This is a genomic window from Rivibacter subsaxonicus, from assembly GCF_004217215.1.
In the GTDB taxonomy this organism is placed as follows: Bacteria; Pseudomonadota; Gammaproteobacteria; order Burkholderiales; family Burkholderiaceae_C; genus Rivibacter; species Rivibacter subsaxonicus.
Map to the genome: position 1 here is coordinate 514747 of NZ_SHKP01000004.1, position 12214 is coordinate 526960.

The 12214-nt window shown below is 70.9% G+C and carries 9 protein-coding genes; 1 reads left to right on the top strand and 8 read right to left on the bottom strand.

The features are described from left to right. Positions 1 to 34: 34 nt before the first annotated feature. The 8 genes from EV670_RS02270 to EV670_RS02305 all read right to left on the bottom strand — a co-directional run bounded on the left by EV670_RS02270 (position 35) and on the right by EV670_RS02305 (position 10629). Positions 35 to 1045, bottom strand: a complete 1011-nt coding sequence (locus EV670_RS02270; RefSeq protein WP_130430189.1) for a YeiH family protein — start codon at positions 1043 to 1045, stop codon at positions 35 to 37. Between the two features lie 13 nt (positions 1046 to 1058). After that, positions 1059 to 2699 carry a 3-(methylthio)propionyl-CoA ligase gene (locus EV670_RS02275; protein WP_130430190.1) on the bottom strand — a complete coding sequence of 547 codons (1641 nt, stop codon included), beginning with the start codon at positions 2697 to 2699 and terminating at the stop codon, positions 1059 to 1061. Positions 2700 to 2738: 39 nt separating this feature from the next. Beyond that, positions 2739 to 4094 (bottom strand): MFS transporter, encoded by a 1356-nt coding sequence (locus EV670_RS02280; RefSeq protein WP_130430191.1) that lies wholly within the window; start codon positions 4092 to 4094, stop codon positions 2739 to 2741. Positions 4095 to 4110: 16 nt separating this feature from the next. After that, positions 4111 to 5082, bottom strand: a complete 972-nt coding sequence (locus EV670_RS02285; protein WP_130430192.1) for a quinone oxidoreductase family protein — start codon at positions 5080 to 5082, stop codon at positions 4111 to 4113. Positions 5083 to 5121: 39 nt separating this feature from the next. Further along, positions 5122 to 5691 (bottom strand): RBBP9/YdeN family alpha/beta hydrolase, encoded by a 570-nt coding sequence (locus tag EV670_RS02290; protein ID WP_130430193.1) that lies wholly within the window; start codon positions 5689 to 5691, stop codon positions 5122 to 5124. Between the two features lie 72 nt (positions 5692 to 5763). Further along, the gene (locus tag EV670_RS02295; protein ID WP_130430194.1) at positions 5764 to 6822 is read right to left on the bottom strand and encodes a beta-keto acid cleavage family enzyme; all 1059 of its coding nucleotides are present in this window, start codon (positions 6820 to 6822) and stop codon (positions 5764 to 5766) included. 67 nt (positions 6823 to 6889) lie between these two features. Further along, the gene (locus tag EV670_RS02300) at positions 6890 to 7738 is read right to left on the bottom strand and encodes a TauD/TfdA dioxygenase family protein (protein WP_130430893.1); all 849 of its coding nucleotides are present in this window, start codon (positions 7736 to 7738) and stop codon (positions 6890 to 6892) included. A 209-nt stretch (positions 7739 to 7947) separates the two neighbouring features. Next, on the bottom strand, positions 7948 to 10629 hold the full coding sequence (locus EV670_RS02305) for a helix-turn-helix transcriptional regulator (RefSeq protein ID WP_130430195.1): 2682 nt from the start codon (positions 10627 to 10629) through the stop codon (positions 7948 to 7950). A 247-nt stretch (positions 10630 to 10876) separates the two neighbouring features. Between EV670_RS02305 and EV670_RS02310 the strand changes: the two genes are divergently transcribed. Further along, positions 10877 to 12067 carry a CHRD domain-containing protein gene (locus tag EV670_RS02310; protein ID WP_165393211.1) on the top strand — a complete coding sequence of 397 codons (1191 nt, stop codon included), beginning with the start codon at positions 10877 to 10879 and terminating at the stop codon, positions 12065 to 12067. Positions 12068 to 12214 lie beyond the last annotated feature (147 nt).

The window sequence follows — 12214 nt, forward strand, 5'->3', positions numbered from 1 at the left end:
CGGCCCGCGGGCCGCGGCCGGTCGCGCTTCGTCTTCAAGCGGCCCAGCGCAACAGCGCCAGCACCAGCGCGGCCAGGAAGATGGTCTCGCCGAGCATCAGCATGATCGGCTTGAGGCCGACGGTGGCGAGCTCGCGCAGCTGGGTCTTCATGCCGATCGCTGCGATCGCGCTGACCAGGCACCAGCGCGACAGGTCGTTGCCGAGCGCGCCGACCGGAGCCGGCAGCCAGCCGCTGCTGTTGAGCAGCACCAGTAGCACGAAGCCGACCGCGAACCAGGGCAGCAGCGGCGGCCGCTTGCCGCCGCCCTGTGCACCGCGGGCACGCGTGATCATGGCCGCGAAGACGATGACCGGCACCAGCATCGCGACCCGCATCAGCTTAACCAGGGTCGCGACGTCGCCGGTGTCATGAGACATGCCGTAGCCGGCGCCGACCACCTGCGCCACGTCGTGGATCGTCGCGCCGAGGAAGACCCCGGCCTGGTGCTCGTCGAGGCCGAGCGCGCGCGCCAGCATCGGGTAGACGATCATCGCCAGCGTCGACAGCGCCGAGACGCCGATCACGGTGAACAGCGTGGCGCGCTCCTTCAGCGGATGGGCCGGCAGCGCGGCGGCCAGCGCCAGCGCGGCCGAGGCGCCGCAGATCGCGGTCGCGCCGCCGGTCAGCAGGCCGAAGATCGACTGGAATCCGAGCAGGCGCGCGGCCAGCATTGACACGGCGATCGTCAGCACTACCACCACCACCACCAGCGCCACCGGCTGCCAGCCGAGTGCGACGACCTGGGCCAGCGTGATGCGCAGGCCGAGCAGCGCGACGCCGACCCGCAGCACCTGGCGCGCGGTGAACTCGATGCCGGGCGCGCAGGGCCCCTCGGTCGAGAGGAAGTTCATCGCCATGCCGAGCAGCAGCGCGAACAGCATCACCGGTGCGCCGTAGTGCTGCGACAGGAAGGTCGCGGCGGCGGCCACGACGATGCTGGCCAGCACGCCGGGAAACAGCGTGCGGCCGTGCGCCGGCCAGGCGGCGAGCGAGAGGCTGCTCATGCGTGGGCGCCGCTCATGCCGTGGGCAGGCGATGATCCCTGAAGGTCTCGCGCAGCCTGTTCTTCTGCATCTTGCCGGTCGCGCCGAGCGGGATGGCGTCGACGAAGACCACGTCGTCCGGCGTCCACCAGCGCGCGATCTTGCCGTCGAAGAAGGCCAGCAGTTCCTCGCGCGTCAGCTTGGCGCCGGGCTTCTTCACCACGACCAGCAGCGGCCGCTCGTCCCACTTCGGGTGGCTGGCGGCGATGCAGGCCGCCATCGCCACTGCCGGATGGGCCATCGCGATGTTCTCGAGGTCGATCGAGCCGATCCACTCGCCGCCGGACTTGATCACGTCCTTGCTGCGGTCGGTGATCTGCATGAAGCCGTCGCCATCGATGGTCGAGACGTCGCCGGTCGGGAACCAGCCCTGGCCGTCGTTGCAGACCAGCGGGTCGCCGCCCTCGCCCTTGAAGTAGTTGGCGATGATCCAGGGCCCGCGCACCAGCAGTTCGCCGGCGGCCTTGCCGTCGTGCGGCAGCTCATGGCCCTCGTCGTCGACGATCTTCATGTCGACGCCGAACACCGCCCGGCCCTGCTTGGCCTGCACCGCGATCCGCTGCTCGGCGTCGAGCCTGAGCTGGTTGGCCTTGAGCGTGCAGACGGTGCCCACCGGGCTCATCTCGGTCATGCCCCAGGCATGCAGCACCTGGACCCCGAAGCGATCCTGGAAGGTGCGCATCATCGTCGTCGGGCAGGCCGAGCCGCCGATCACGGTGCGGCGCATCGTCGAGAAGCCCAGGCCGTTGGCCTCGACATGCGCGAGCAGTCCCTGCCAGACGGTCGGCACGCCGGCCGACATCGTCACGCCCTCGCTCTCGAAGAGATCGTGCAGCGACCTGCCGTCCAGCCACGGGCCCGGGAAGACCAGCTTGGCGCCGACCATGCACGCCACGTAGGGCAGGCCCCAGGCGTTGACGTGGAACATCGGCACGACCGGCAGGATCACGTCGCGCGCCGAGCAGTTCAGCGAGTCGGGCAGCGCCGCGGCATAGCTGTGCAGCAGCGTCGAGCGGTGGCTGTAGAGCGCGCCCTTGGGGTTGCCGGTGGTGCCCGAGGTGTAGCAGAGCGAAGAGGCGCTGTCTTCGTCGAAGGCGGGCCAGGCGAAGTCGTCGGCCTGGGCCTCGACCAGCTCCTCGTAGCACAGCAGCCCCGGCACCGTCGACAGGGCGGGCATGTGGGCACGGTCGGTCATCGCCACGAAGGCCTTGATGGTCTTGACGCGCGACGCGATGGCCTCGACCAGCGGCAGGAAGCTGAGGTCGAAGAACAGCACCTGGTCCTCGGCATGGTCGGCGATCCACACGACCTGGTCGGGATGCAGGCGCGGGTTCAACGTGTGCAGCACCGCGCCCGAGCCGGAGACGGCGTAGTACAGCTCCATGTGGCGGTAGCCGTTCCAGGCCAGCGTCGCAACGCGGTCGCCGAAGCCCACTCCGCGCGCGGCCAGCGCCGCGGCCAGGCGGCGCGAGCGCTGCGCCAGTTCGCGATAGGTGCAGCGATGCACGTCGCCTTCGACGCGGCGCGAGACGATCTCCTGCTCGCCGTGGTGCCGCTCGGCGTGCCGGAGCAGCATCGAGACCAGCAGCGGTTGCTGCATCATCTGTCCGTTCATGTTGGGGTCGGGTTCGGGTCGGTGTCAGGGGAAAGCGCTTCAGGCGTGGGCCTCGCGCTGCGCAGGGGCGACGACGTCGTCGCCCGCCAGCGGTTCGCCGGCGCGCTGCAGATCGTGTTCGTAGCTGCGCGCGGCGACCAGGAAGGCCAGCGCCGCCAGCAGGCCGAACAGCGGCATCAGCGCCAGCGCCGACTGCAGGCCGAGCGCGTCGGAGAGGATGCCGGCGAGCAGGGGGCCGGCGGCCAGGCCGAACAGGTTCTGGAACAGGGCCAGTACCGCGGCGCCGGTGGCGCGCACACCGGGGTGGACGACGTCGATCACGATCGCCGACACCGGGCCGACGCTGCAGGTCATCAGGAAGCCGCCGAGGCCGATCAGGGCGAACTGCGTGGCGGCGCCGGGCGCCAGGCCGAGGAGGGAGGCGCCAAAGGCTGCCACCAGCACCAGCAGCGCGAGCAGGCACAGCGCGGCCAGCACCAGCAGCTTCAGCCGCGGGCGGCGGCGACCGGCGCGGTCGACCAGCGCACCCCAGACCACGCTGCCGATCGCGCCGAGCAGCACCACCAGGGCCGCCTTGAGGGCCGCCTGATCGGGCGCCATGCCGTGCACGCGGTTGAGGAAGCTCGGCAGCCAGGACCAGACCGCCGAGACGACGATCAGCTGCGCCGCGCCGCCGATGCAGACCCACAGCATCGTGCGCGAGCGCGATAGCGCCCGCACGATGTGGCGCGCGACGCCGCCCGGCGAGCTGGTTGCACGGTCCAGGCGCGGCGTCAGCTCGACGGTGCGGTAGTCGCGCACCTTCAGGTAGAGCAGCGCCAGCAGCAGGCCCGGCACGCCGACCACGCCAAAGGCGGCCTGCCAGCCCCAGCGCGCCGCGATCAGGCCGCCAAGCATTACGCCGAGCACCGAGCCGATCGAGGCCGAGGCAAAAAAGGCGGCCAGCAGGGCGCCGCGCATGCGGGCCGGGAAATGGCTCGCGATCAGCGCCGCGCCGACCGAGCCGTAGCCCGCCTCGCCGAGGCCGACCATCGCGCGCGCCGCCACCAGCTGGCCGTAGCTGCGGGTGAACATGCAGGAGATCGTCGCCAGGCTCCAGGCGGTGGCCATCACGACGATGGTGCGCACGCGCCCGGCGCGGTCGGCGAACAGCGCGATCGGCAGCGCGCCGAGCGCCACCGTCAGCGAGACCACCGAGACCAGCGCACCGAGCTGCTTGTCGGACAGCGCCCACTCGGCCTTCAGATAGGGGAACAGCGAGACGATGACCTGACGGTCGACATAGTCGACCACCATCAGGCTGATCGTCATCGCGAAGGCGAACCAGGCTTGGCGGCGGCCGAACAGGTAGTCGTCGGCGCCGGTGCGTGAGGCGTCAGAGGCGGGCAGTTGCATGGCGGGCTCGCTGCTCTCAGGGCACCAGCACCGTGGCGCCGGTGGTGCGGCGCGACTCGAGCGCGCGGTGCGCCTCGGCCGCCTCGTGCAGGGCGTAGACCTGCTTGGGCTCGCCGCGGATCTTGCCGGCCAGCACCAGGCCGAAGAGCTCGTCGGCCATCGCCAGCATCTGCGAGCGCGGGGTCGCGTAGTGGATCATCGCCGGCCGGGTCAGCCAGATCGAGCCCTTGACCGCGAGCAGCGTGGTGTCGACCACCACCGGGCCCGAGCTGGTGCCGTTGCTGACCAGCGTGCCGCGCGGCTGCAGGCTGTCGAGCGAGGCCATCAGCGTGTCCTTGCCGACCGAGTCGTAGACCACCGGCACGCCCTTGCCGTCGGTGATCTCGCGCACCCGCTCGGCGATGTTCTCGCGCGACGTCACGATCACGTGCGCGCAGCCATGGGCCTTTGCAACCTCGGCCTTCTCGTCGGTGCTGACGGTGCCGATCATCGTCACGCCGAGTGCGCGCGCCCACTGGCAGGCGACGAGGCCGACGCCGCCGGCGGCGGCGTGGTACAGGATGGTCTCGCCGCCCTTGAGCGGGTAGACCTGACGGAACAGGTACTGCGCCGTCATGCCCTTCATCATCAGCGCCGAGGCGCTGCGGTCCGAGATGCCATCGGGCAGCGGGATCAGCACCTCGGCCGGCATCAGGCGCACGTCCGAGTACGCGCCCTGCGGGCCGAGCAGGTAGCCGACGCGGTCGCCGACCTTGATGTCGACGACGCCGGCACCGACCGCCTCGACCACGCCGACCGCGTCCGAGCCGAGCCCATTGGGCAGCGGCATCGGGTAGCGCCCGGTGCGGAAGTAGATGTCGATGAAGTTCACCGCGACGAAGCTGTGGCGCACGCGTGCCTGGCCGGGGCCGGGGTCACCGACCTCGACCTGCTCCAGTCGCATCACCTCGGGGCCGCCGATCTCGTGTACGCGGATGACTTGTGCCATGTCTGTCTCCAATGTTCAGTAGTTGCGGCAGCGAGCGCTTCAGCGCGCGGCCGCGAGTTCGTCGATCAGGCTCTCGGCGCGTGGCCATTCGCCGTAACCGGAGGCCGGGTTCAGGTGACCGACCTCGCCGAGGTCGACCAGGCGACTGCCCCAGCAGAACGCCAGTTCGGCGACGCTACCGAAGCGCGCCAGCGGGTCGTTACGGCTGGCCGCGACGATGCTCGGGAAGGGCAGCGGGTCGCGTGGCACCGGCAGCCAGCCGGCGCGGCGCAGCTCGTCGAGGCTCGGGTAGCCGGCCGGCATCTCGACATCGAAGTCGGGCGGGGTCGCGAGCAGCGCACCGTGCACCGCGCGCCGGGTCTGGCGTGCCCAGTGCAGCAGCGTGATCACGCCGCCGCTGTGGGCGACGAGGATCAGCGGGCCCTCGATGGCCTGCGCCTCGCGCTCGATCGCCGCCACGCGCGCGGCGCAGTTCAGGTCCACCCGGCCCATCGGTGCCACGCTGCGCACGCGCGGCAGGCGCGCGGCGAGCAGGGTCTGCCAGTGCTGCGCCACATGGTCGCGCAGCCCGGGGACGATCAGCACGGTGGCTTCGATCGGCGTGTTCATCGGCGGTGGTTCCGGTCGCGCGGCGTTGGCCACACCGATCGGGCTCCCGCGACGGTCCGTCGATGACACCGCTCAGGCCGCCTTGCGCAGATAGCCCTGCTGCCGTCCCTTGGGATTGGGCGCGAAGCCGTTGGCGGCCAGGGTCTCTTCGACGGTGTCGTAGAAGACGCCGATCTTGCAGATCTCGCGGGCTTCCTTGGCCGTGGCGATCTCGCGGCCGAACTCGCGCGAGATGCGCACCAACTGCTCGATCTGCTGCACCGTCGTCATCTTGGCGGTGCGCGTCTGGTTCCAGAGGTTGTCCTCGATGCCGCAGCGCACGTGCAGGCCCATCGCAATACCCATCATGTTGATCGGCAGCGTGTTGAGCATGCTGCTCTCGACGGTCAGCATCGAGCCGTCGGGGATGGCGCGCAGGAAGTTGGCCAGGCTGTAGATCGTCGGCTGGTCCATGCCGCCGCCGATCGCCACCCAGTTGCACACCAGCGGGCCCTTGTAGAGGCCGCGGCGGATCAGGCGCTCGACCGTCTCGTAGCTGTTGACGTTGTAGAACTGGAAGGCGCTCTGGATGCCGGCCTTCGTGAGGCGCTGCACGTGCTCCTCGAAGAAGCTCGGCGTCGAGGGCACGATCATGTTCGAGTAGGCGCGGGCGCCATCGATCTCGGCCAGCGAGGTGCCGGCGGTGTCCTTGACGTCCATCTGCTCGAGGACGTTCATCTGCGTGGTGTTGACGGTCACCGTCACCTGGTCCGGCTTCGGGTCCAGCTCGGCCAGCATGTGGCGGGTGTCGTCGGACAGCCATTTGGCGGCCGCGCCGTCGCTCTCGGGGGCGAAGGAGATCGAGCCGCCGACCTGGATGATCATCTCGGGCACGGCCTTGCGCACGCCGGCGATCAGCTCGTTGAACATCGACAGGCGCTTGCTGCCACGGCCGTCGAGCTCGCGCACATGCAGGTGCAGCACGGTGGCGCCGGCGTTGTAGCAGTCGACCGCCTTCTGCACCTGCTCTTCCATCGTGACCGGGATGTCCTGCGGGAAGTCCGACGGGATCCACTCGGGTCCGTAGGGGGCGGCGGTGATGACCAGCTTGTCCTGGTTTTCAGGGAACAGGGAGCCGTCGAGAAAATTCATTTGCTGTCCTTCGCTTGCGGTATTCGGTGGCGCGTCGACACGGCGACGCAAGGGCGTGGAGCCGGTTTCAGTACGGGGCGTCGCCGATGATTCCGGCGCGTTCCATCTTTCGATGGCAGGGCGGGTAGTCCATCACCGCGTAGTGCTGGGTCGAGCGGTTGTCCCACATCGCCATGCTGTCGGGCTGCCAGCGCCAGCGCACCTGGTACTCGGGGATGTGGGCCTGGCTGATCAGGTACTGCAGCAGCTGCGCCGAGCCGGCCGTGTGGTCCTGGCCGAAGCGCACGTTCTCCGGCGTGTGGAAGTTCGTGAAATGGGTCGTGAAGGCGTTGACAAACAGGACCTTCTCGCCGGTCTCCGGATGGGTGCGCACCACCGGGTGCTCGGCGTCCGGGAACTGGGCCTTGAGCGCGAGCCGCTTCTCGATCGGCATCGCGGCGCCGAAGCTGGCCTCGATGCTGTGGCGCGCGCGCAGGCCGGCGATCTGGGCCTTGATGTGCTCGGGCAGGCGGGCATAGGCCTCGACCATGTTGACCCACATCGTGTCGCCGCCGACCGGCGGGCACTCGATGCAGCGCAGCACGCAGCCGAAGGGCGGCTTCTCGCGCCAGGTGGCGTCGGTGTGCCAGGCGTTCTCGTAGCGATCGGCGGGCTGCTCGGGCGACTTGTAGATGCGCACCAGGCCCGGGTTCTCCGGGTCGCTGCCGGCCACCGGATGGTCCTCGAGCTCGCCGAAATGGCGCGCGAAGGCCACGTGCTCGGCGCGCGTGATGTGCTGGTCGCGGAAGAACAGCACCCGGTGCTTCAGCAGCAGCGCGCGGATCTCGGCCACCAGGGCCGGGTCGCGCGAGGCGACGCCGAGGTTCACGTTGGAGAGTTCGGCGCCGATCGTGCAGGTCAGCGGCTCGACCTTGATCGAGTGCTTGAGCACGACGGGGGCAACGGTCGCCGCCGGCGGGTTTGCAGTGTTGAGTGGATCCATGCGCTGTTCTCCGGGTTCTGCGTTGCGCGGTGGTGGCCGCGAGGCAGGAAGCCGCCGTTGCAGGGACGACGGGCTCTGGAAACGGAGATTAAGCAGCCCGCTGCGCCTTCTCCCCCCCATCGCAGAGGGGGGAGGGGTGCCGCTCAGCCCTCCTCGCTGAGCAGGCCGAGGATGCGCGCGCGCTGCACGACCTGCTTGCGGGTGCCGGCGTCAAGCTTGGCGAAGAGGTTCTTCATGTGCCACTTGATCGTCTCCTCCCCGACCTGCATCGCGCGGCCGATCTCCTTGTTGGAGAGGCTGCGCGCCAGCAGTTCCAGCACCTCGCGCTCCTTGGGCGTGAGCGCCATGCTGGGCGTCGAGCGCGGCCGGCCGCCGTCGCGTTCGGCATCCGGTCGCACCGGCGCGGCGGCCGGCGTCGGCCGCCCGGCTCCGGCGGGCGCGGCGTCGAGCACCCATTGGCCGAGGTCGGGGTGAGCGTCGGCGAAGACCCGCCGCAGCCCGTAGGTGTCGGCCAGGTCGACCGCCTCGCGCAGCAACGCCTGCGATCGTTCGCCGCAGCGGTCGAGCGCGAAGGCGCGCAGGCCGAGGATCTCGATGTGGAGCCGGGTCTGGCCCAGTTCCAGCACCAGCGCCTCGGCGCGCGCCAGCGGCTCGATGGCCTGGCGCCAGTCCTGGGCGGCAATGGCCGCGTAGCCATGGGCCAGCTCGCTCAGCAGATCGGCATGGCGCCGCCACAGCCGGCCCCGCGGCGTGGCCGGGTCGGCCATCAGCGCGTCGATCTGCTCGCAACTGCGGCGGCAGCTGTCGGCGCGATAGCGTCGCGCGTGCATCCGCACCTGGTCGCCGAGGCTGGCCAGGCACAGCCGCGGCAGCCCGCGCGCGACGCCGACCGCGTGCATGCCGGCGAGCAGTTCCAGCGCCCGGTGCTCGGCGCCCTCGGCCATCGCGGCGCGCGCCAGCGTGCGATAGGCCAGCAGCACGGTCTCCGGCAGGCCGTTGCGCTCGAGCACATCGAGGCGGTTGGCCAGCAAGGCCGCGGCATCGGCCGGGCGGTCGAGCTCCCACACCGCGGCCGCCAGCAGCGCGGCCAGCATGCAGGAAAAGGCGCTGCGCCGGCCCAGGTCGGCATCGGCGCGGGCCAGGGTCGGACGCAGCAGGCTCTCGGCGAGCAGCACCTGGCCCTCCCAGACATAGCTCAGGCCGACGATGAACTCGCCCCAGCGGTCCACGTACTCCAAGGCACGCCCGAAGTCGCCGCGCGGCGCCTGCTGCTGGCGCAGTCGCGCCAGCGCCGGGTCGCCCTCGAGCAGCGTGCGAAAGGCGGTGCGGTTGGCATGCACGAAGAGCAGCAGCGGATCGCGCAGCGGCGGCGACTCGGCCCAGGGATCGTGCAGGTCGGCAAAGCGGTCCGGCTGGTCGGCGAAGACCGCGGCACCGCCGAGGATCAGCGCGCACTCGCAACGCAGCGCCGCATCGACCTCGGGGCCGGCCAGGATGCGCGCGACCAGCCGTCCGGCCTCCTCGTGGCGCTCGCTCAGCGCCAGCGACCACGCGGCCGCCAGCAGCAGGCGCGGCCGGCGGTCGAGCTCGGCCTCGGGCAAGCGGTCGAGCCAGGCGATGACCGCGCCCTGGCGCCCGCGCACCATGATGGATTCGTAGAGGCTGCGCTCGGCCAGGTCGTAGGCGCGATCGTGCTCGCCGGCCAGCAGCGCGTGGCCGGCGGCCTCCTCGAGCAGGCCGCGCTCGGCCAGCCAGGACGAGGCGCGCGCGTGCAGGCCGTTGCGCTCGGTCAGCGGCAGCATCTCGGCGCGCTGGCGCAATGCGTCGCGCGCCAGCGTGTGCATGCGCAGCCAGTCGCCGTGCTCGGCGGCAACGAAGACTGGGGTCTCGCGACTGATGCGCTCCAGGCGCCGCGAGGCGTCGTCGTCGCCGGTCAGCATCCGGCACAACTCGGGGTGCAGGTTGTCGAGCAGCGCGATCCGGGTCAGGAACGCCAGATCGAGCGCCTCCAGGTTGGCGAGCATCAGCCCGACGAAATGCTCGCGCAGCCCGCCGCGCGGCGCCGTCATCGTCAGCACCTCGGCCTGCGGATCGGCGCTGGCCGAGATCGCCGACAGGGCCAGTTGCACTCCCAGCGGCCAGCCCTCGGCCAGTTCGTGCAGGCGCGCGGCGGTGTCGGCGTCGGCGCGCGCGCCGAGCCGGGCCTGGACCAGGCTCAGCGTTTCCTCGAGCGTGAAGCGCAGCGCGGCCTGGCCCAGCACCAGGCACTGGCCATAGGCGATCAGGTCGCCGAAGCCGAGGTCGCAGTCGGCCCGCGCCGCGACCACCGCGCGCAGGTTGGGCGGCGCATTGCGCAGCAGGTAGGCGAGGGCCTCGCGCGAGGCCGGCGGCAGCCGGTCGGCCTCGTCGACGATCAGCACCAGGCTCAGCGCGCTCTGGGCCACCTCGGCCAGCCACGCGGTGATGCCCTCGAGTCCGTCCGGCGTGGTGACCGAATCGAGCAGGGTGTGACCGAAGGTCGGCCGCGCCGCACCCATCCGCACCGCCAGCGCCAGGCTCTGGATCAGGCGCGAAGGGTCGTCGCGCTGCTGCGCCGACAGCCAGGCGACGACGTCGCCGCTGCCCAGGTATTCGCGCCGCCACTGGGCCAGCAGCGAGGTCTTGCCGAAGCCGGCCGGCGCCTGCAGCAGCAGCACCGGGCATTCGCGCAGGCGAACGTCGCCGGCCATCAGGCGCGAGCGAAGCACCAGTTCGCGCGGCACCCGCGGCGGCGTGACCTTGAGCAGCAGATCCCCGGAAGGCCCAGGGGCAGCAATTGGCGGCATGCGACGGTGGGCACGGACCGATCCGGCGGCCCGCAAGCAACCGATCGATCGTACTCCGCAGTCTCGCCATTCCGGCTCCGGGCTTGCCGCAGTCGCGCTCCCGATCGGTACAAGCGATAGCAACGACTCGCGCAAAGCGAGCTATCGAGAAGAAGGCGGCGGTGCGATCCCGGCGCCGGGCGACATCGATCCGGATGTCGCGAACCGGGATGCAGGCCGCCTGCGAAGCGAAAGCAGGAGGCCCGTGATGCGCACATTCCCCGCTCGTTCGTCCTTGGTGCGGCCGCTGTGGGCGACCGTCCTGGTCGTGGTGGCTGCCGCTTGCAGTGACAACGACGACTACGGGGGCGAACCCCTCGCCCCGTCGCAGCCGATCGTCAACACCACCAGCTTCAACGCCACGCTGTGCGGCGCGCAGGAGGTCGCGAACGTGTCCTCGACCGGCGTCGCGTTTGCGGTGCTCACGGTGGACACCGTGACGAAGGCCATCACCGGCAGCGTCACCACCGTCGGCATCACCGGCTCGGTGGCGCACATCCACACCGGTGCGGCCGGCGTCAACGGGCCGATCACCATTCCGCTGGCGGAAACCGCGGCCGGCAGCGGGGTCTGGGCGGTGCCGGCGAACACCATGCTCAGCGATGCCCAGTACGCCGACCTGCTCGCCGGGGCGATGTACTACAACGTTCACAGCGTGGCCTTCCCGGCCGGCGAGATCCGCGGCCAGATCGGGCGCGACGTGCGCGGCTCGGCGCTGAAGGGCGCCGAAGAAGTGCCGGCGAATGCGAGTGGCGCCACGGGCCGCGGCTTCGTTGCGGTCGACCCGGTCACCAGGACGCTGACGGCCAGCGTCACCACCAGCGGGGTCGCCGGTACCGTGGCGCACATCCATGAAGGAGCCGCGGGCGTCAGCGGGCCGATCGTCTTTCCCTTGACCGAGACCACCCCTGGCAGTGGTGTGTGGGGCACCGTCGTGACGCTCAGCGATGCGCAGTACGCGACGCTCAAGGCCGGCAACTACTACTTCAACGTGCACAGCGCGGCCATTCCCGCTGGCGAGATCCGCGGCCAGCTGGGTCCGATCATCGGCGGCGGCGAACTGAGCGCGGCCAACGAGGTGCCGCCCAATGCATCGGCCGCGACCGGTCGCGGCATCGCCGTCGTCGACCCGGTCACGCTGGCCATCAGCGCCGGCGTCAAGACCAGCGGCCTCACGGGATCCATGGCGCACATCCACGAAGCGGCGACTGGCGTCAACGGCCCGATCATCGTCAACTTCGGCGAGGCTCCCGCGGCCAGCGGCCGCTGGAGTGCCGCTGCAGGCGCGGTGCTGACGCCAAGCCAGTTGAGCAGCTTCAAGGCCGGCAACCTGTACTTCAACGTGCACAGCGCGGCCTACCCGGGCGGCGAGATCCGCGGCCAGATCGCCACGCAGTGAGATCGGTGGCGCGAACGCCTTGCGCAGGGAGCGGGCGCGCGCCGTCGGCAGCGCCCGCCCGCAGGCGGCTGCACCGAGGTTGATGAGCTTTTCCGCGTCTCGTGCAGCGCGGCGTCGAGCGCTCCACAGCGCCGTTCGTGCCGGCTC

Bases quoted from the DNA above. Each gene is read 5' to 3' on its own strand.
- EV670_RS02270 (WP_130430189.1), bottom strand. From the start codon at position 1,045: ATGAGCAGCCTCTCGCTCGCCGCCTGGCCGGCGCACGGCCGCACGCTG.
- EV670_RS02275 (WP_130430190.1), bottom strand. From the start codon at position 2,699: ATGAACGGACAGATGATGCAGCAACCGCTGCTGGTCTCGATGCTGCTC.
- EV670_RS02280 (WP_130430191.1), bottom strand. From the start codon at position 4,094: ATGCAACTGCCCGCCTCTGACGCCTCACGCACCGGCGCCGACGACTAC.
- EV670_RS02285 (WP_130430192.1), bottom strand. From the start codon at position 5,082: ATGGCACAAGTCATCCGCGTACACGAGATCGGCGGCCCCGAGGTGATG.
- EV670_RS02290 (WP_130430193.1), bottom strand. From the start codon at position 5,691: ATGAACACGCCGATCGAAGCCACCGTGCTGATCGTCCCCGGGCTGCGC.
- EV670_RS02295 (WP_130430194.1), bottom strand. From the start codon at position 6,822: ATGAATTTTCTCGACGGCTCCCTGTTCCCTGAAAACCAGGACAAGCTG.
- EV670_RS02305 (WP_130430195.1), bottom strand. From the start codon at position 10,629: ATGCCGCCAATTGCTGCCCCTGGGCCTTCCGGGGATCTGCTGCTCAAG.
- EV670_RS02310 (WP_165393211.1), top strand. From the start codon at position 10,877: ATGCGCACATTCCCCGCTCGTTCGTCCTTGGTGCGGCCGCTGTGGGCG.